This window comes from Kribbella yunnanensis, assembly GCF_039529655.1.
Lineage (GTDB): Bacteria > Actinomycetota > Actinomycetes > Propionibacteriales > Kribbellaceae > Kribbella > Kribbella yunnanensis.
Window position 1 is genome coordinate 139522 of record NZ_BAAANF010000022.1, and the last position, 18375, is coordinate 157896.

Genomic DNA, 18375 nt, shown 5'->3' on the forward strand with positions numbered 1-18375 from the left:
CTACATGAAAGCGGATGTTCTGCGTGGGCACCTGGACCCGATGATCCTGGCGGTCGTCGAGCACGACCCGCTGCACGGCTACGCGATCATGGAGGCGCTGCTCGAACGCAGCGGCGGCGCGCTCGACCTGCCGACCGGCACGCTGTACCCGGCACTGCGCCGGCTGGAGCGCGCCGGCTACCTGGCCAGCGAGTGGCAGACGGTCGGCGGCCGGAAGCGGCGCACTTACCAACTGACCTCGGCCGGCCAGAAGATGCTTGCCTCTGGCAAGGAAGAGTGGTTGACGTTCCGGACCGTGGTGGAAGGCGTCCTACGCCCGAACGAGGCGTAGCGACTGCAGCGCGACCAGGAACAGGGGCGCGAGGACGAAGGCAGTGACCGGGAGCAGGTCGAGGTGCCCGGACGTGTTCCCCGACTCGATCGTCATCGACAGCCCGCCCAGACTCACGACCACGGCACTCACCATCGCGAACACCGCGGTCAGGTGGCTGCCGTGCCGCCGTACCGGAGCGAATCGCTGACCGAAGCTTGTGGCCAGCACCGCGAGCACCGCGCCTGCGATCGCGGCGGCACCCACCCAGCGCACCAGGTGCCCGAGCACCACGCTCAGCTCACTCGGTCCGACGACGTCCTGGTTCCAGCCCCACATACCGGGCTGCCAGACCAGTGGCTGCAGCATCAGCACGCCGAGCAGCAGCGCCGCGGTGTTGAGGCTCTGCGCGACCGACAGCTCTTCCCGGTACGCCGGGACCACGTCGGACAGGTCACCGAAATCCGCGGTCGCCGCCTGTTCGGCCGCCGTACGGTCGAGTCCTTCAGCCTCGAACGCCTCGGTGGCATCGATCAAGTGGTCGCGCGCTTCGGCGAGCAGGTCGGCCCGCTTGCGGCGCGGGCCGGGCAGGGCCTTGGTCAGACCCACCAGGTAGTCATCGACAGACGTGGACACGTTCCTCATTGTCCGTCAGGTGAGGGTTCTTCACGTCGGGGATTTCACTGAACCGACCCTCGACCGCCGCCGGCCGCGCAGGACGAAGAAGCCGACGTACGAGATGACGATCAGCGCGAAGCCGACCTTCTCCGCGACCGGCGTGGAACCCTCGGGCCAGATCGTGCCGTCGAGGTAGTGGTTGATGTAGCCGCCGGCGTACACGTCCTCACCACCGCGGCGGAGGAAGTACTTCTCGGCGCCGGTCAGCGGACAGTCGTAGTCGATCAGCACGATGGCCAGGCTCCAGACCGCAACCGCGAGATGCCACCACACCACCTTCGGCCATCGCCACGCGAGGAAGCCGCCGAGGACGAAGAACAGCAGGAAGGCGGCGTGCAGAACCAGCATCACGTCGGCCAGGAGGCGCCACTGCATGTCAGTGCGTCCGGGCCGGCGGTGTGGACTCCCGGACGGTCACCGGCGGCGTCGGCTCCGGCCGGATCGCGCCCATCAGGCGCTCGACCGCTGCCTCCATCTCACTGCGCCAGGTAATCGCCGACCGCAGATCAAGACGCAGCCTCGGATTCCGCGGGTGCTCACGGACGACCGCGAATCCGACGGCACGCAGGAAGTCGGTCGGCCAGACACAGCCAGGTCCCTGCCACCGCGAGTCCCCGAACGCCTCGACCGCCCGGAAGCCGCGCTTGAGCACGTCCTTGGCAACCGCCTGGACGAGCACCTTGCCGAGGCCCATCCCGAGATACCGCGGCAGGATGCGCCCGGTCGCCAGTACGACGGCGTCCGGGCTGACCGGCGCGGTCGGGAACGCCTGGATCCGTGGCAGGTACGCCGCCGGGGCGTAGACCGCGAAACCGGCGAGCTCGTCGTCGACGAACAGCACCACCCCGGCCGGTCCCCAGTCGAGCAGCAGCTGGGACAGCCACGCTTCCTTCTCCAGCGCGGTGTCACCGTTGCGGCCCGCTTGCTTCGCGGCCACCGGATCGAGCTCCCAGAACACACAGTCACGGCATGGCACAGGCAGCTCGCCGAGCGTGGCGAGAGTCAGCGGTTCCAGCCGGCGGGTCATCAGGTCACCGGATTGCGGACTGTTACGTTCGTCACGTTGAGTGTCCGTCGCCTTAGCGGGTGGCCTCGGCCGGAGCGGGGGCCGGTGGCCGCACGTCCGGGGTCTCTGCCGCCCGGGGGGCGACGTAGCGTTGCTGCACCTTCGCAGCCGGTTGCCGCCGGAACAGCTCACCGGCGAATCCGGCCAGTACACCCAACAGCAGCCCGCCCACTGTCCAGCCGGCTGCCTTGCCCACGCTCATACGTCCACCTTCCGCCGTACTGCCCCTATAAGGCATGGTAGTGAGAGGTCGCGCCGTTCCACAGCCCAGGCGCGTTCGGGCTATCGGGGTTAGCCTGGTGACCTTCCCCTCGTAGACCTTTGTGGAGTGGCTCCGTGAGCGCTGACGTGCCCGATGTCCGGCAGACCCGTCTCGACAACTATGTCGACCGGTACGCAGCACGGACCAAGGGCATGACCGCATCGGAGATCCGCGCACTGTTCTCGGTCGCGAGCCGGCCCGAAGTGGTCTCACTGGCCGGCGGGATGCCGAACATCGCCGGCCTGCCGCTCGACGTGGTCGGCAGCGCGGTCCACGACCTGGTGATCGACAACGGCGCGGTCGCGATGCAGTACGGCTCCGGCCAGGGCGATCCCGGGCTGCGGGACCAGATCTGCGACGTGATGCGGCTGGAGGGCATCGAGGCCCACCCCGACGACGTCTGCGTGACGGTCGGCAGCCAACAGGCCGTCGACCTGGTGACGCGGGTGTTCTGCGATCCGGGTGACGTGGTGATCTGCGAAGCGCCGTCGTACGTCGGCGCGCTCGGCGTCTTCCGCGCGTACCAGTGCGAGGTCGTCCACGTCGCGATGGACGACAACGGCGTCGTACCGGAGGCGCTCGAGCAGGCGATCGAGACGGTCCGCGCGGCCGGCAAGAAGATCAAGTTCTTCTACACGATTCCGAACTTCCACAACCCGGCCGGAGTTTCGCTGTCCGACGAGCGGCGGGCCCGGGTGCTGGAGATCTGTCAGCGGGCGAACCTGCTGATCCTCGAGGACAACCCGTACGGTCTGCTCGGCTTCGACGGTGAGCCGCAGCGTGCGTTGCGCGCCGAGGACCGCGAGGGTGTCATCTACCTCGGCTCGTTCTCGAAGACCTTCGCGCCGGGCTTCCGGGTCGGGTGGGTGGTCGCACCGCATGCGGTGCGGGAGAAGCTCGTGCTGGCTCAGGAATCGGCGACCCTGTGTCCGCCGGTGTTCAGTCAGCTGGCCATCTCGTCGTACCTGAGCAGGCACGACTGGCTCGGCCAGGTGAAACAGTTCCGCGAGATGTACCGCGAGCGCCGGGACGCGATGCTCGCGGCCCTGACCGAGAAGATGCCTGCGGCAACGACCTGGACGAGGCCCGGTGGTGGCTTCTACGTCTGGCTGACGTTGCCGGAGGGTCTGGACGCGAAGGCGATGCTGCCGCGGGCGGTGACCGCGCGGGTCGCCTACGTCCCCGGGACGGCCTTCTTCGCCGACGGTTTCGGCTCCCAGTGCATGCGCCTGTCGTACTGTCATCCGACGCCGGAGCGGATCACCGAAGGTGTGTCGCGACTGGCCGCGGTGATCAACGAGGAGCTGGAGCTGCGGCAGACGTTCGGTCCGCTGCAGCCAGGAGCGAGCCACGGCTACGAGGCGCCGGGGCCGGAGCTCAGTTAGCCCTTCCGGGCAAAGGTTTCGCTATGGATCTCCGGGCGACGGGAGATCGTTGATTCGCTAGCGGTACCGTCTCAGTGGGCCTCGGGACCGGCGCCCGCCGGATGTCGCCTTCGAGTGATCGGGAAATGTGTGATGAGTGATCTGGGTCGAGTGCTGGTACTGGCCGGCGGACTGTCGCATGAGCGGGACGTCTCGCTGCGTTCGGGCCGCCGCGTCGCCGAAGCCCTGCGCAGCGTAGGTGTCGAGGTCGAGCAGCGGGATGTCGACTCGACCCTGGTCGACCGCCTCCGCGAGGACACCCCGGATGCGATCTTCCCCGTCCTGCACGGCGTGACCGGTGAGGATGGCGCCCTGCGCCAGGTCCTCGACCTGTACGGCGTTCCGTACGTGGGCGCCGACGCGGCCGCGTGCCGGACCGCTTTCGACAAGCCGGTCGCGTCGACCATGGTCGGCAAGGCCGGGCTGTACACGCCGGAGTCGGTCGTCCTCGGCCACGACACCTTCCGCGAACTGGGTGCCAGCGCGTTGATGGAAGCGGTCGTCCACCAGATCGGCCTGCCGCTCGTCGTGAAGCCGGCCCGCGGTGGTTCGGCGCTCGGTGCATCGATCGTGCGCTCCGCTGAGGAGCTGCCGTCGGCGATGGTGAATTGCTACGCGTACGGGCCGGTCGCACTGATCGAGCGGTACATCGACGGCATCGAGGTCGCGGTGACCGTGGTCGACGTCGGCGACGGACCGCGTGCGCTGCCTGCCGTCGAGATCGTCCCGGACTCGGGCTTCTACGACTACGAGGCGCGGTACACGGCGGGGGCGACGGAGTTCGTCGTACCGGCTCGGGTGCCTGCTGATGTTGCGGGTGCGTGCGCGGCTGCCGCAGTGACGGCGCACGTCGCGCTCGGGCTGCGGGACCTGTCGCGGTCGGACCTCGTGGTCGACGCGGACGGTGTGCCGTGGTTCCTGGAGGTCAACGTGGCGCCGGGGATGACGGAGACCTCGCTGGTCCCGCTCGCCGCCGAGGCTGCCGGCATCGAGCTCGGTGTGCTCTGCCGCGATCTCTTGGCTGCGGCCGCGGCTCGTTGAGATGAACCCGGATCGACCGCTCTGGCGGACGGCGCTCTCGCCGCGCTGGACCGCGTTGCTGCTGCTCGCCCTCGCGATCGCCGGCGTGATGTCCGTCCTCGGTGTGTGGCAGCTCGACGTGTACCGGTCGAAGACCGCTGAGGCCACGGCCAAGCAGGCGCTGGCAGCACCGATCCCGCTGCAGTCGCTGTTCTCCGTTGACGAGGGACTACCGGCGAAGGCTGTTGGTCGGCGCGTGACGGTCGCCGGCACTTGGGGTCCAGCCGCAGATCAGGTCTTCATCACCGACCGGCGGAACGGCTCGCAAAACGGCTTCTGGGTAGTCAGCCCGGTGAAGCTCGACAGCGGCGCGGTGATGGTCGTCCGCGGTTGGGTGGCGTCGGTGAACGACCCCGCCGCCGTGGCGCCGACCGGTCCGGTGCAGTTGTCCGGTTCGGTGGTCGCTTCCGAGGCCGCCGACTCATCCGGTGATGCGGCTCGCGGACGAGTGCTCTCGTCGCTGCGGATCCCCACGCTCGTGCACATGGTCAACTACCGCCTGTACGACGCCTTCGTCGTACAGACCTCGCTCGAGTCGGGGACCGTCCCGGCACCGGCGCCGGCGGCAGTCACCCCGCCTGCTCCCCCGACCGATCACGCCGGTCTGCGCAATGTGGCGTACGCCTTCCAGTGGTGGATCTTCGCCGCCTTCACCCTGTGGATGTGGGCCCGCATGGTCCTCGACGCACACCGCGGTTCAACCGAGGACGACGAGGACCTCCCCGACCAGGACCGGCCGACCGAGTCCGTGGCGTCGAGCGGTACCGTTTCAGCGTGACTTCACCCGCGGACCCCGCCACCGCCACCCCGCAGCTCACCCCCGCCGTCCGCGGCGCGCTGACCCGCTACCGGGTGATCGCCTACATCGTCGGCGTGATGCTGTTGCTGCTCCTGTTCGTCGCCATGCCCCTGAAGTACCTGGCCGACAACCCCGCCGCCATGAACGTCATTGGCCCCCTGCACGGCTTCCTCTTCGTGGTCTACCTGCTGGCCACCTTCGACCTCTTCCGCCGAGTCCGCTGGACCCTCCCCCGCCTCGTCCTGATGGCCGTAGCCGGCACCATCCCCTTCCTCAGCTTCTACGCCGAACGCAAAACCACCCACGAACTCCAGGGCCGCTAAACCCCCTGCGCACTTCACGCTCCCCTCCTACCGTCGGAGCATGAACCCCGCAGACACCCCCGACCGCCCCACCGGTCCCACGACAAGCGCGCCCTGCCGCCCGCGTGAAGTCACCGCAACAAGCCCAGCCAGGCCCCTCCCCAGAAGCCCCCGACCCGCCTCAGGCGGCCACCGCAGGCGCACCCGGCCGGCCTCATGAAGTCACCGCAAGCGAGCTCGGCCGTGCGGTCACCGGGGATGCACCCGGTCCGCCTCATGAGATCACGACAGACGCACCCGGTCAGCCTCATGAGATCACCGCACATGTGCCCGACCGTGCGGTAGCCGCGGACGCACCCGGTCCACCTCAGGTGGGAACCGCAGACGTGACCGGTTCGCCTCGTGCGGCCACGTCGCATTTGCCCGGTCGGCTTCACGCGATCACTGCGGCCAACCGGGCAGCTGAACGCGATCCACGGCGACCGCCCCGGCCAGCCCGCCGCCTTCTTCGCCGCCGGCGGCTCGGCGCTCGGCGCTGACGAGATAGCCACCGCCGGTGATGTCACCGGCCGCCGCATCCTCCAGCTCGCCTGCTCCTGCGGCGACACCGCCCTCTCCTGGGCCAACCTCGGCGCCTCCGTCACCGGCGTCGACATCTCCGAAGTCGCCATCGACCTCGCCCGCACCAAGTCCACCGAGTCCCCAGTCCCCGACATGCACGACGGCCCAGGCGCCCCCGCCGCCCACCTCCCGGCGACCTACCTCATCCGAGCAACCCGCAATGTTTCACGTGGAACCACGCCGCGTGTCATCAAGTAACTTTGTCGACATATCTACCGTTCTCAGTAGACGCCGATATTCCTCTGGGAGCACGATCCTCAGCGCTCAACCAGATCCCTCACCAGAACCTACACCCCCACCCCGCCCCGCAAAATCAACCTCCCAGAGGAATTCCAGCCCCCGCGAACCACCCGAATCGCTCCACTCGCAAATGACCCCGCCGACCAGCAGTCGCCCACAGACGCCACCCCAGCACGCCCAAGCAAGACCCCCGCACAGCCGCCGCCCCGCCCACCACCCGTCGACGTACCGACAGTCCCACTCGGCCAGGCGCTCGGTCGCCCACTCAGTCGTCACCCGACCACCCGATCGCTCCATCACCTGGTCGCTCGGTCGCTCGGTCGCTCGGTCGCCCGGTCGCCCGCGACAGCACGACCCCGCCGCCCTCGCGGCCGACACCCTTCGCCCCCCAGTGATCCCACTCGACGAGTCGTGTCGCGGGTCGCGCATGCAGCTCGGCCGCAGATTGCACTCATCCCCGACCGCCCTTGCGACGCGAACCGCCTGCCCGACGATGGTGGTCTCGAGCTGCGCGCGTCAGGCGACGGCACGATCCTGCTCGACCGCGCTCGTCGGGCCGCGGGTTGAGTCGGCCTGTGGGGTCGAGTGGGCCTGTGGACGGGGTAGGTATCTGGCATGGGTGTTGCGGCTCGGAGCGGCCGCTCGGCGTGCGGCTGGCCGACTTTGGTCGGCTGAGGCGTCGGATGGGTCTTCGGCGCCGGTTGATGCTTGGAGTAGCTACCCCGCACTTGGCTGGCCGCGGTGGTCGGCCGCGGCGTCCAGTAGGCCGTCGGCGCCGGGTGGGCCTTTGGCTGCGGTGTCGGTGGTTGGTGCGGCTGCTCAGCAGGCGGCTGGCCGGCCGTGGTCGGCTGGGGCGGCGAGAGTGCCTCGTCCCCGGGTGTTGACGTTTGGAGCAGCTACTCCCGCACTTGGCTGGCCGCGGTGGTCGGCTGTGGCGACGGGCAGGCTCTCGGCTCGGGTGTTGGCGCTTGGGGCGGCTGCTTGGCACGCGCCAGCGGACTGGGGTCGGCTGGTGCGTGAGGCTGGGCTCAGCGTCGGGGTGCCTCGGCTGCGAGCAGCTACTCAGCACGCCGCAGACCGACGGTGGCCGCCAAGGCGTCGGGTAGGCCCGCGGTATCGGGTGTTGGAGCTTCGAGCGGCTGCTCTGCATGCGGCTGACCGACGGTGGTCGGCCGAGGCGTCCTGTCGGCCCTCGGCGTCGAGTGCTGCGGTTTGGGGCGGCTGCTCGGCACGCGCCGGCCGACTGGGTCGGCTGGTGCGTGGGGTGGACTAGTCGGTGTGCTTGTTCGGGTCCATCAGGGTGACGATGCGTTCTAGGTCGTCGATGGAGGCGAACTCGACGGTGATCTTTCCCTTGGTCTTGCCTAGGTCGACTTTTACTCGGGTCTCGAAGCGGTCGGACAGGCGATCTGCCAGGTCGACCAGGCGAGGTGCCACCGGCTTGTTGCGGCGGCGGGCGGGGGTGGGGTCGTCGCCGTTCATGTCGCCTAGGGCGACGATCTCTTCTACTGTGCGGACCGATAGGCCTTCGGCGACGATGCGTTGGGCTAGGCGCTCGATGGCGTCGCCGCTGGGCAGGCCGAGGAGTGCACGTGCGTGGCCGGCGGACAGGACGCCGGCAGCGACTCGGCGCTGGACGCCTGCGGGGAGCTTCAGCAAGCGAAGCGTGTTGGAGATCTGTGGGCGCGAACGGCCGATGCGGGTGGCGAGGACTTCCTGGGTGCAGCCGAAGTCGTCGAGCATTTGCTGGTAGGCGGCTGCCTCTTCGAGGGGGTTCAGTTGGCTGCGGTGCAGGTTCTCGAGCAGCGCGTCGCGGAGCATGACGTCGTCGGAGGTGTCGCGCACGATCGCTGGGATCGTGGTCAGGCCCGCGGCCTGGGTGGCGCGCCAGCGGCGCTCCCCCATGACGAGTTCGTACTTGTCGCCGTCGAGCCGGCGGACGACGATCGGCTGCAGCAGGCCGATCTCCTTCACGGAGTGGACGAGCTCGTCCATCGCTTCTTCGTCGAAGACCGAGCGCGGCTGCTTCGGGTTCGGGGTGATCTTCTCGACGTCGATCTCCGCGAACTCGGCGCCGGGTACGGCGGCCAGCTCGGGCCCGGGCTTCGTCACCGGCGGTGCGCCGGGGATCGAGTGGGACTTGGTGCCGAGCGTCTGCGGAGTACCGGGCGTGGGATTGCTGGGAATCAGCGCACCCAGGCCGCGGCCGAGTCGGGTGTTCATCGGGCTCCCTCGAGGTTGTTCCGCATGGCGATCTCGCGCGACGCCTCGAGGTACGACAGTGCGCCGGCCGAGGCCGGGTCGTAGGCGAGCACGGTCTGGCCGTGGCTCGGTGCCTCCGAGATCCGCACCGAGCGCGGAACAGCGGTGCGCAGTACGGCGTCCCGGAAGTGCCCGCGGACCTCGGCGGCGACCTCACCGGCGAGCTTGGTGCGGGCGTCGTACATGGTGAGCAGGATCGTGGAGACGTCCAGGCCCGGGTTCAGGTGGGACTTCACCATGTCGATGTGGCGAAGCAGCTGGGACAGACCCTCGAGCGCGTAGTACTCGCTCTGGATCGGAACCAGGACCTCGCGGGCCGCGGTCAGCGCGTTGACCGTCAGCAGGCCCAGCGACGGCGGGCAGTCGATGAAGACGTAGTCGTACTTCTCGCCGGCGGCCTCGGTCTCGGCCAGGTGCGCGTCCAGGACGCGCTTCAGCCGACTCTCCCGGGCCACGATGCTGACGAGCTCGATCTCGGCACCGGCCAGATCGATGGTCGCCGGGATCACCTGGATGCCCGGGTGCTCGGCGCACGGCTGGAGCAGTTTGCCCAGTGGCTCGTTCTCGATGATCGCCTCGTAGACCCCGGGGGTTCCCTCGGAGTGATCGATCCCCAGCGCCGTGGAGGCGTTGCCCTGCGGGTCGAGGTCGATCACCAGGATCCGGGCGCCGTACAGCGCCAGGCCGGCGGCGACGTTCACCGTCGTGGTGGTCTTGCCGACGCCGCCCTTCTGGTTGGCGACGACGAAGACCCGGGTCTCGGCGGGCAGCGGGAACTCGCGGCCCATAGTGCGTCCTTCATTCACCAGCAGGGTCCGTTCGGTGGCGGCGGCGATCGGAGTCTCGAGAAGTCGTCGCTGAAGCTCGTCCGACGTGGCCCGCGCGGCGATCTGTGCGGCAGTCATAGCGCCCATTCCAATAGGTGCGGGACTTGGCCCGAAGAGGATGTCAGTGGGGGTTGGTGCGGGTCTGCCCCCAGCTTCATCCACAGGCCTCTGTGGACGAATCCCCGCGTAAGAGGGCAGTTTCGTGCGGTCGTCATCCACAGGCGGTGGAGACTCGGAAAGGTCAGTGTCGGCATCGACCAGGGACGCCGTTTCACGTGAAACACCATCATCTCCCGAACTCTCCGTTTCACGTGAAACGGGATCGGGTGTCGACGGCGGAGTGAGATCGAGACCACTTGCTGCGGCGGCCCGAAGAGCCGATCCATCAGCAACTGGCGGAAAGCTGGCAGCCGCGGCCGGCGCTGACACTGTGGGCGGCGCATCCGCGGGTGCCATCTCCAGGAAGGCCGACTCCGTGCGCCCCGGCTCCATGAAGGCCGACTCTGCGGGGGTCGCCTCTGTGGAGGTCGCCTCTGTGGAGGTCGGCTCCGTGGGAACAGCCTCGGCGACCTGAGCGGCTTCAGGGATGGTGTCGGCGACGAGGACGTCCGCCGGGGCGGGGTCGGTCGGTGAGGGGTCGGTCGGCCAGCCGATGCCTTGTGACTTGCCCGGCTCCCCGGTGCTCTTCTCGGGCCACCCGAGGGCACGACTCACCAACCCACTCACCTCCTGCGTCCTCCGCGCCGGGAACCCCCTGCAGCACGTCCGGCCACAATACTCACCACAGTCGTCGGCTGGGCCAGTTCATCCGTGCCGAGTTGATGAATGTGCCAAAGCTCCGCACCCAGCGCCGAAAGTTCGCGCTCGGAGGCCTCGAGTTCTTCCTCCGCGGACGATCCCTTCATCGCCAGCATCAGTCCTCCCTCGGCGCACAACGGCAGGCACCATCCCGCCAGTTTGCCCAACGGAGCAACCGCCCTCGAAGTCACCACGTCGTACGACGCGGGTGGCAGATCCTCGGCGCGAGCCCGGACCACCGTCGTGTTGTCGAGGTTCAGCGCGTCGACCGCTTCCTCGAGGAAGGTGGTCCGTCGCAGCAGCGGCTCGACGAGATCGACCTGCAGATCGGGGCGGACGATCGCGAGCACGATGCCGGGCAGACCGGCGCCGGTACCGACGTCAGCGACCGAGGCCCCCTCAGGGATCAGTCGTTCGAGCACCGCACAGTTCAAGAGGTGCCGGTCCCACAGACGCGGTACCTCGCGCGGACCGATCAAGCCGCGCAGCGTTCCTTCAGTGGCGAGCAGTTCGGCATAGGCCGCAAGCGGCGCCGCCGCCCGCGGAAAAAGCTTCTCCACGAGCGGCGGCGTTTCACGTGAAACGGAATCTTCGGTCATGCGGGTTGGACGACCACTCGGCGGCGGGGCTCCTCGCCCTCGGACTCGCTGGTCAGGCCGGCGGCCGCGACGACGTCGTGCACGACCTTGCGCTCGAACGGCGTCATCGGGTCGAGACGGACCGACGTACCGGAGGCCTTCACCTCGTCGACGGCCTTGCGGCCGACCTCCTCCAGCTCGGCCTTCCGGTTCGCCCGGTAGTTCGAGACGTCGAGCATCAGCCGCGACCGCTCACCGGTCTCGCGGTAGACGGCCAGCCGGGTCAGCTCCTGGAGCGCCTCCAGGACCTTGCCGTTCTCGCCGACCAGGTTCTTCAGGTCCGCGCCGACGATCGAGACCGCGGCCCGATCGCCGTCGATGTCCATATCGATGTCGCCGTCCAGGTCGGCGATGTCGAGCAGTTCCTCGAGGTAGTCGGCGGCGATGTCGCTCTCCGCCTCCAGGGCCTTCAGTCGGTCCACGGCGGTCGGCTTCGCCGTCTCGGTGTTCTCCAGGCCGTCGGTCACGGCAACTCCTTCATCATGTCGAGGCCCGCCCCACGGGGACCCAGGGTCAATCGCAACAAGGGCACAGCAAGAAGGTCAGCGGCAGGCGCGGTCAGCGCGAACCGCCTGGCTTCTTCTGGGCGGCCCGGCGCTGCGCGGCGGTCTTCGCCGCGGGCTGGCGCTTGGCACCCGATCCCTTCTTGCCGGCCGGCTGCTTCTTCGCAGCATTGGCCTGAGGCTTGTTGGCAGCGTCCTGCTGCGCGGGCTTCGAGGTCTGACCGTTCGCCGCAGCGGTCGGCTCAGCAGCAGGGCCGGTCTTCCGGTCGCTGCGCGACTGACGCTTCGGCTGCTGGCGCTGCGCGGGGCGACGGTCGGTCAGGGTGTCGCCGCTCTCGTCGCCGGCACCGGCCAGGCCCTCGTCGGCCGGACGGCCGGCGCGCTTGTTGTGCTCACGCTTGCGGGCCTCCATGGCGTCGTACGCCGGAGTGCCCGGGGCCGGGTTGCGGCGGATCACGTAGAACTGCTGGCCCATCGTCCACAGGTTCGAGACGAACCAGTAGATGAGCACACCGATCGGGAAGTTGAAGCCACCGATCAGGAAGAAGATCGGGAAGACGTAGAGCATGATCTTCTGCATCTGCGCCGCCTGGCCCTCGAGGGCCTCCTTCGGCATGTTCTTGCGCATCAGCTGCAGCTGGGTGATGAACATCGTCGCGGTCATCAGGATGATCAGCACGATGGCGACGGCCTTGACGTTGGTCGCGCCCGGGCCGTTCGCCTTCAGGAAGGTCTGCGAGATCTCCGCACCGAAGATCTTCGCGTGCTGCAGCGAGCTGACGTACGGCCGCATGATCTCGGAGTGGACGTTGCCCTTCGAGGCGTAGTCCAGCACCCGGAACAGGGCCAGGAAGATCGGCGACTGGAGCAGCAGCGGCAGGCACGAGGAGAACGGGTTGGTGCCCGTGTCCTTGTACAGCTTCATCATTTCCTGACCGAGCTTCTCCCGGTCGTGGCCGTACTTCTTCTGCAGCTCCTTCATCTTGGGCTGCAGCAGCTGCATGTTCCGGCTGGAGCGGATCTGCCGCACGAACAGCGGGATCAGCAGAGTCCGGATGACGATCGTCAGACCCGCGATCGACAGCGCCCACGCCCAGCCGCTGTCCTTGTCGAACACCTGGGAGAGCAGCCAGTGCCACCCGACCAGCAGTGCCGAGACCGCCCAGTACAGCGGCGTCATGACGGCGTTGAAAACGTCTACGATCCCGTCCCACAGGGCGAACTGGGGGACAACCAGATCAATCACTCAAGCACCTCGCTGCACAGGCCCGGCGTCCGCCGACGGACCGAGCTGATCGGCGGAGACAGTCTCTCCGCGGTGGTCGACATCTTTGGGTGGAACGGGGTCGTAGCCGCCGGGGTTCCACGGGTGGCAGCGGGCGAGTCTCCTCGCCGCCAGCCAGCTACCGCGCACCGCACCGTGGCGTTCGACCGCCTGCAGGGCGTACGCCGAACAACTTGGGTAGAACCTACACACCTGCCCATAGAGCGGGCTGATCAGCAGCCGGTACAACTTGAGAAAACCGATGATCCCTGCCCGCACTGGATTACGCAGCGCAGGATTCCTCAGTACGGCGGTGAACCTCATCGCCGGCCCGACAACCGGCTCAACGCGCCGTCGACATCCGCGACCAGTTCGTCGTACGACGCCGAGGCGGACGACGGAAGGGCGCGGACAACGGTCAGACTGCCCGGCGGCAGATCGGGAAGCCGCGCGGCCAGTACGGCGCGCAGGCGGCGGTGGACCCGGTTCCGGAGAACCGCGTTGCCCACCGCCTTGTTCACCACGAATCCGACGCGAGCGGGCTCAGACCGGACGCCGTCCGGGGACAGCAAATGGACCACCACCGCGCGCCGACCGGCTCGCCGTCCAGCACGGACGGCGCGACGGAAGTCGTCGGACCGGTGTAACCGGTTCGACGCAGGCAACACGGGGTGGTCACCGTCGACGGGTCGCTCAGGCCGCGAGGCGCTGACGGCCCTTGTTACGACGGGCGGCGATGATGGCGCGGCCCGCACGGGTGCGCATCCGAAGACGGAAGCCGTGCTTCTTGTGCCGGCGACGGTTGTTCGGCTGGAACGTCCGCTTGCTCACTGGAATGACTCCGGTTACTCGAGAACTCAATGGATGCGACGCTTGCGAGCGCAGCACGAAAGGGCCGGTTCAACACCGACCGATCCACGGTACGTGGACGCCTGTGGACAGGTCAAACCAGGTATCCCCAGAATTATCCACAGGCCCTGTGGACAGAGTAGTGGACGAAGCCCGGAAGCCTGCCCTGTCACACAGTGATCAGACTGATCACGAACTGCAACCACGCACCACGACTACGCTCCGGCGTCTACCCGACACGCCGCAAGTTGCCCCCAATTTGGGGTCCATAGCCTGTGGATGACGGCTTGAAGCAGCGTGGGCAGACTTGTTAGCGTCAGCCCCTCACACCAGAGGTCCCGCACTCCGCAATCGGTAACCAACCCGAACCAGCCGTCGTTCACAACTGTGGACAACCGTGTGGACAGCGCGGTGCCGGGTCCAAGGTCGCGCCACCCGGAGCAGTCCGGAGGGCACCGGCCACCGCAGCGATGAATTCGGGGAGCAACGCGTGGTCGAGGACCATTCCGCCGGTACGGAGTACACGGCGGCGGAGTACACAGGAGTGGACCAACCTGAGGACAAGTACCGCGGTGACGGCGAACCGCCGCTGAACCGGTACAGCCTCAGCATCGACGAACAGCCCGGTACGACGAGCGCCGACCTGCGCCCCGAGCCCACCACCGACTTCCGCTCCGAGCTTCCGCCGGCCCCGACTCCCGATCAGCTCGACTTCCTGGTCCCGCCGCCGGCTCCGCGCCGGCCCGAACCGGAGACCCACCTCAGTCCCTCGCTGCCGATCCCGATGCCCGAACCACTGGCCCCGCGCTATCGGCCAGTCGAGGAGACCCCGGCACTGCCGGAGCAGCCGACCAGTACGTCGTACTTCGCACCCGCACCGTCTGTCGCGGGCGCGGGCTGGCGTACTGATCAGACCGCGAGCTGGAGCAGCGACCAGCACCACCCGGACCCCGAGCCCGAGCCGATTCCGGTGGAACCAGCCCCCGAGCGGGTACCTGAGCAACTGATCGAGCGGGCACCTGAGCCGGCGCCCGAGCAGGTAGCAAGTGCAACACCTGGCGCGACACCGAACACGGCACCCGACTGGGGTGTCAGCGGTGGACCGGTCCCCGGACCGAGGCGGAACGAGGGTGATGGACGTGCAGAGGCCGAAAGCACCATCGCAAGCGACCCCACCGCCGCACCGCGGGTCGAGGTGCCCGTTCGCACCGAAGCGGTTGCACCCGTGATGGACCTCGGCGACGCCTGGACCCGAGTGCTGGCCGGCCTGCCGCCGAACCAGCGGGCCTGGCTGACCAACTCGCGCCCGGTCACGCTCCATGAGAGCACTGCGATCGTCGCCGTACCCGACGACTTCACCCGCGGTCAGCTCGAGACCCGGCTGCGGCCCGACCTCGAGCGGATCCTGTCCGAGAGCTTCGGCCGGGACATCCGGATCGCCGTCACCGTCGACCCGTCCCTCGACCCCGAGCTCCAGCCGCAGGCACCGCCCGCACCACCGGTCGTTCGCGAGCCGTTGCGGACCGAGGGTTCGTACCAGCCGACCATTCAGTCCGCGCTGACCGATCCCGACCAGGGCAACCAGCAGCACTACGCGCAGCCGACTCCGCAGCCGCGACCGGATCAGGCACCGCCGTACGAGCAGCAGCAGCCCGCTGCCCAGCAGTACGCCCCGCAGCCGAACCAGCCGTTCGCCCAGCCGGCGCAGCAGCCGTTCGGTCACCAGTCCGGCCCGGACAGTCGGCCTCCCGGTGCACCTGCGCCGGCCCAGCCGGCCACCGAGGCGCAGGGCGAAGCACGGCTGAATCCGAAGTACACCTTCGAGACCTTCGTCATCGGTAGCTCGAACCGCTTCGCGCACGCGGCCGCTGTCGCAGTCGCCGAGGCGCCGGGCAAGGCGTACAACCCGCAACTCATCTACGGCGACTCCGGTCTGGGCAAGACCCACCTCTTGCACGCGATCGGCCACTACGTCCGCAGCCTCTACACCGGGGCCCGCGTCCGCTACGTGTCGAGTGAAGAGTTCACCAACGACTTCATCAACGCGATCCGCGACGACAAGGCGTCCCAGTTCCAGCGCCGGTACCGCGATGTCGACGTACTGCTGATCGACGACATCCAGTTCCTCGAGGGCAAGATCCAGACCCAGGAAGAGTTCTTCCACACCTTCAATACCCTCCACAACGCGAACAAGCAGATCGTGATCAGCTCCGACCGCGCGCCGAAACGTCTCGAGGCGCTGGAGGACCGGCTGCGGAACCGGTTCGAGTGGGGGCTCATCACCGACATCCAGCCGCCCGACCTCGAAACCCGGATCGCGATCCTGCGGAAGAAGGCGGCCACCGAGCGGCTGACCGCGCCGCCCGAGGTGCTCGAGTTCATCGCGTCGAAGGTGCAGACGAACATCCGTGAGCTCGAGGGCGCACTGATCCGGGTCACCGCGTTCGCCAGCCTGAACCGGCAGCCGGTCGATCTGAGCCTGGCCGAGATCGTGCTGAAGGACCTGATCCCCGAAGGCAGCAAGCCCGAGGTGACGGCCAGCATGATCATGGGCCAGACGGCCTCGTACTTCGGTCTGTCGATCGACGACCTCTGCGGTTCGAGCCGGAGCCGGGTGCTGGTGACCGCGCGTCAGATCGCCATGTACCTGTGCCGCGAGCTGACCGACCTGTCGCTGCCGAAGATCGGGCAGCAGTTCGGCGGCCGCGACCACACGACCGTGATGCACGCGGAGCGGAAGATCCGCCAGCTGATGTCGGAGCGTCGCTCGGTCTTCAACCAGGTGACCGAGCTGACGAACCGGATCAAACACCAGGCGAAGCAGCAGTAGAAACACCGCACAGGTTGGGGACACAGCTGTGGAAAACTGTGGGAAACCTCGGTGTGTGTTGTGGACGCCCTGTGGGGACAGAAAAGTTCATCCACGGCCGTACACAGACGAAGCGGTGGCCGTCCACACGGCGTACACAGGCCAATTCGGTGTCTGACCTGCGAAGTCTCGGGTTTCCCACAGGATCCACAGGTGCTAAGAACCTTATGGAACCTGTAGAGGAATCTGAGTCCACAAATTGAACGAACGGCCCAACCTGGGGAAAACCCGCTCGAAGGCCGCGACTCGCATCGGTTGCCGGTACCTGTCAGGCTGGTCCCTTCAGCACCTGACAGCATCATCAATCTGGCCCCTTCAACCGATGCAGACGCGACCCGCCCGAAAGCGCCACGTCATCCCCGATGGGCGAACACCACCCGTGTCCGTGGCAGGATCTGCCTGGCACCCAGCCGAATCAGGAGGCACCCCGCGGTGAAGTTTCGCGTCGAGCGCGACGTACTGGCCGAGTCGGTGGCCTGGGCCGCGCGCAGCTTGCCCAGCCGTCCGAGCGTTCCGATCCTTGCCGGCCTGCTGGTCGAGGCCGAGGACGGACAGATCACCCTGTCCGGCTTCGACTACGAGACCTCGGTCCGGGTCACCGTGCCCGCGCAGGTCGCGGACGCCGGCAAGTGCCTGATCTCCGGACGGCTCGTGGCCGACATCTCCAAGAGTCTTCCGAACCAACCGGTGGACTTCGCTGTGGACGGCGCCAAGGCACAGGTCACCTGTGGCAGCTCGCGGTTCACGCTCCAAACGCTTCCCACAGAGGAATATCCGGCTTTGCCGGACCTTCCGGCGGCCAGTGGCACCATCAAGGCCGATGTCTTCGCCCAGGCGGTCTCGCAGGTGGTCACTGCGGCCGGCCGTGAGGACACGCTTCCGGTGCTGACCGGTGTGCGGGTCGAGATCGAGGGATCCACGATCTCGCTGCTCGCGACCGACCGCTACCGGCTGGCGATCCGTGAGCTCGAGTGGAACCCCGAGTCCCCCGATGCCTCGGCCGCTGCGCTGGTTCCGGCCCGCGTGCTGTCCGAGACCGCGAAGGCAATGACCGGTTCCGACGTCACGGTCTCGCTGGCTGCGCCCGGGACAGGTGACGGCATCGTCGGCTTCGAGGGCGAGGTCTCCGGTGGCAATCGCCGGGCCACCACCCGGTTGCTCGACGGTGAGTTCCCGAAGGTGCGCGGCATCATCCCGACCGACGCCGCGATCGCGACTCGCGTCCGGATCGAGACCGCCGTACTGGTCGAGGCCGTCAAGCGCGTCGCCCTGGTCGCGGAGCGGAACGCACCGGTCCGGCTGACGTTCGCCGAGGACAGCGTGACGCTCGACGCCGGTAGCGGTGACGAGGCGCAGGCTTCGGAATCCATCGAGGCACGGGTCGTCGGCGATCCGGTCACGGTCGGCTTCAACCCGACGTACCTGCTCGACGGCCTCGGCGCGATCGGTACGCCGGTCGCCCACCTGGCCTTCACCCAGGCCACCAAGCCGGCCGAGCTGACCGGCGTGCGAGACTTCGACGGTGACCCGATCAGCGAGTTCCGGTACGTGCTGATGCCGGTCCGCCTGAACAGCTGAACGCC

The 18375-nt window shown here is 68.1% G+C and carries 19 protein-coding genes and 1 pseudogene; 8 read left to right on the forward strand and 12 right to left on the reverse strand.

Going from position 1 to position 18375, the window contains the following annotated elements; all coding sequences use genetic code 11:
- Positions 1–4: 4 nt before the first annotated feature.
- Positions 5–331 (forward strand): PadR family transcriptional regulator, encoded by a 327-nt coding sequence (locus ABD231_RS32430; protein WP_344160582.1) that lies wholly within the window; start codon positions 5–7, stop codon positions 329–331.
- Here ABD231_RS32430 and ABD231_RS32435 read toward each other — a convergent pair.
- Genes ABD231_RS32435 through ABD231_RS32450 form a run of 4 tightly spaced genes read right to left on the reverse strand, consistent with a single transcriptional unit; the run spans position 311 to position 2256 of the window.
- Positions 311–946, reverse strand: a complete 636-nt coding sequence (locus ABD231_RS32435; protein ID WP_344160585.1) for a permease prefix domain 1-containing protein — start codon at positions 944–946, stop codon at positions 311–313. The two genes, ABD231_RS32430 and ABD231_RS32435, sit on opposite strands and share 21 nt — an antisense overlap.
- 30 nt (positions 947–976) lie before the next feature.
- Positions 977–1363 carry a DUF2784 domain-containing protein gene (locus tag ABD231_RS32440; RefSeq protein ID WP_344160588.1) on the reverse strand — a complete coding sequence of 129 codons (387 nt, stop codon included), beginning with the start codon at positions 1361–1363 and terminating at the stop codon, positions 977–979.
- Position 1364: 1 nt separating this feature from the next.
- Complete coding sequence (locus tag ABD231_RS32445) at positions 1365–2015, reverse strand: GNAT family N-acetyltransferase (RefSeq protein WP_344160591.1); 651 nt, start codon at positions 2013–2015, stop codon at positions 1365–1367.
- A gap of 52 nt (positions 2016–2067) precedes the next feature.
- Complete coding sequence (locus tag ABD231_RS32450; protein WP_344160594.1) at positions 2068–2256, reverse strand: hypothetical protein; 189 nt, start codon at positions 2254–2256, stop codon at positions 2068–2070.
- Positions 2257–2390: 134 nt separating this feature from the next.
- Between ABD231_RS32450 and ABD231_RS32455 the strand changes: the two genes are divergently transcribed.
- The 5 genes from ABD231_RS32455 (at position 2391) to ABD231_RS32475 (ending at position 6740) form a co-directional block, all read left to right on the forward strand.
- A complete protein-coding gene (locus tag ABD231_RS32455) occupies positions 2391–3701 on the forward strand; it encodes an aminotransferase-like domain-containing protein (protein ID WP_344160597.1) in 1311 nt (436 codons plus the stop codon).
- 132 nt (positions 3702–3833) lie between these two features.
- Positions 3834–4781: a D-alanine--D-alanine ligase family protein gene (locus ABD231_RS32460; protein ID WP_344160600.1), complete on the forward strand. Its 948-nt coding sequence runs from the start codon at positions 3834–3836 to the stop codon at positions 4779–4781.
- Position 4782: 1 nt separating this feature from the next.
- Positions 4783–5598, forward strand: coding sequence for an SURF1 family protein (locus tag ABD231_RS32465; protein ID WP_344160603.1), 816 nt, complete (start codon positions 4783–4785; stop codon positions 5596–5598).
- Positions 5595–5942: a DUF3817 domain-containing protein gene (locus tag ABD231_RS32470; protein ID WP_344160606.1), complete on the forward strand. Its 348-nt coding sequence runs from the start codon at positions 5595–5597 to the stop codon at positions 5940–5942. Before ABD231_RS32465 ends, ABD231_RS32470 begins: the two co-directional genes overlap by 4 nt.
- A gap of 381 nt (positions 5943–6323) precedes the next feature.
- Positions 6324–6740, forward strand: coding sequence for a class I SAM-dependent methyltransferase (locus ABD231_RS32475; protein WP_344160609.1), 417 nt, complete (start codon positions 6324–6326; stop codon positions 6738–6740).
- A 1311-nt stretch (positions 6741–8051) separates the two neighbouring features.
- Here the strand turns inward: ABD231_RS32475 and ABD231_RS32480 are convergent.
- The 8 genes and pseudogenes from ABD231_RS32480 to rpmH form a co-directional block, all read right to left on the reverse strand.
- Entirely contained in the window at positions 8052–9005 is a 954-nt protein-coding gene (locus tag ABD231_RS32480; protein ID WP_344160612.1) for a ParB/RepB/Spo0J family partition protein, read from the reverse strand.
- Entirely contained in the window at positions 9002–9949 is a 948-nt protein-coding gene (locus tag ABD231_RS32485) for a ParA family protein (RefSeq protein WP_272948643.1), read from the reverse strand. The genes ABD231_RS32480 and ABD231_RS32485 overlap by 4 nt, the downstream gene beginning before the upstream one ends.
- 644 nt (positions 9950–10593) lie before the next feature.
- Positions 10594–11268 (reverse strand): 16S rRNA (guanine(527)-N(7))-methyltransferase RsmG, encoded by a 675-nt coding sequence (gene rsmG / locus ABD231_RS32490; protein ID WP_344160618.1) that lies wholly within the window; start codon positions 11266–11268, stop codon positions 10594–10596.
- Positions 11265–11774, reverse strand: coding sequence for a Jag family protein (locus ABD231_RS32495; protein ID WP_344160621.1), 510 nt, complete (start codon positions 11772–11774; stop codon positions 11265–11267). The genes rsmG and ABD231_RS32495 overlap by 4 nt, the downstream gene beginning before the upstream one ends.
- 295 nt (positions 11775–12069) lie before the next feature.
- Positions 12070–12990, reverse strand: a pseudogene (gene yidC / locus ABD231_RS32500) (membrane protein insertase YidC); the annotation flags it as partial.
- Positions 12991–13056: 66 nt separating this feature from the next.
- A complete protein-coding gene (gene yidD / locus ABD231_RS32505; RefSeq protein WP_425554231.1) occupies positions 13057–13398 on the reverse strand; it encodes a membrane protein insertion efficiency factor YidD in 342 nt (113 codons plus the stop codon).
- On the reverse strand, positions 13395–13742 hold the full coding sequence (gene rnpA, locus ABD231_RS32510; protein ID WP_344160627.1) for a ribonuclease P protein component: 348 nt from the start codon (positions 13740–13742) through the stop codon (positions 13395–13397). Before rnpA ends, yidD begins: the two co-directional genes overlap by 4 nt.
- A 25-nt stretch (positions 13743–13767) precedes the next feature.
- Complete coding sequence (gene rpmH, locus ABD231_RS32515) at positions 13768–13905, reverse strand: 50S ribosomal protein L34 (protein WP_132165595.1); 138 nt, start codon at positions 13903–13905, stop codon at positions 13768–13770.
- A 1246-nt stretch (positions 13906–15151) separates the two neighbouring features.
- On the opposite strand from rpmH, the gene dnaA reads away from it, so the two are divergent.
- Both dnaA and dnaN read left to right on the forward strand, forming a co-directional pair.
- Positions 15152–16753, forward strand: a complete 1602-nt coding sequence (dnaA, locus tag ABD231_RS32520) for a chromosomal replication initiator protein DnaA (protein ID WP_344161686.1) — start codon at positions 15152–15154, stop codon at positions 16751–16753.
- A 471-nt stretch (positions 16754–17224) separates the two neighbouring features.
- The gene (dnaN, locus tag ABD231_RS32525; RefSeq protein ID WP_344160630.1) at positions 17225–18370 is read left to right on the forward strand and encodes a DNA polymerase III subunit beta; all 1146 of its coding nucleotides are present in this window, start codon (positions 17225–17227) and stop codon (positions 18368–18370) included.
- Positions 18371–18375: the final 5 nt, after the last annotated feature.

Excerpts from the sequence above, each read along its gene's own strand:
- ABD231_RS32430 (WP_344160582.1), top strand. The coding sequence starts at position 5 with ATGAAAGCGGATGTTCTGCGTGGGCACCTGGACCCGATGATCCTGGCG.
- ABD231_RS32440 (WP_344160588.1), bottom strand. The coding sequence starts at position 1,363 with ATGCAGTGGCGCCTCCTGGCCGACGTGATGCTGGTTCTGCACGCCGCC.
- ABD231_RS32445 (WP_344160591.1), bottom strand. The coding sequence starts at position 2,015 with ATGACCCGCCGGCTGGAACCGCTGACTCTCGCCACGCTCGGCGAGCTG.
- ABD231_RS32450 (WP_344160594.1), bottom strand. The coding sequence starts at position 2,256 with ATGAGCGTGGGCAAGGCAGCCGGCTGGACAGTGGGCGGGCTGCTGTTG.
- ABD231_RS32460 (WP_344160600.1), top strand. The coding sequence starts at position 3,834 with ATGAGTGATCTGGGTCGAGTGCTGGTACTGGCCGGCGGACTGTCGCAT.
- ABD231_RS32465 (WP_344160603.1), top strand. The coding sequence starts at position 4,783 with ATGAACCCGGATCGACCGCTCTGGCGGACGGCGCTCTCGCCGCGCTGG.
- ABD231_RS32480 (WP_344160612.1), bottom strand. The coding sequence starts at position 9,005 with ATGAACACCCGACTCGGCCGCGGCCTGGGTGCGCTGATTCCCAGCAAT.
- ABD231_RS32485 (WP_272948643.1), bottom strand. The coding sequence starts at position 9,949 with ATGACTGCCGCACAGATCGCCGCGCGGGCCACGTCGGACGAGCTTCAG.
- rsmG (WP_344160618.1), bottom strand. The coding sequence starts at position 11,268 with ATGACCGAAGATTCCGTTTCACGTGAAACGCCGCCGCTCGTGGAGAAG.
- yidD (WP_425554231.1), bottom strand. The coding sequence starts at position 13,398 with ATGAGGTTCACCGCCGTACTGAGGAATCCTGCGCTGCGTAATCCAGTG.
- dnaA (WP_344161686.1), top strand. The coding sequence starts at position 15,152 with ATGGACCTCGGCGACGCCTGGACCCGAGTGCTGGCCGGCCTGCCGCCG.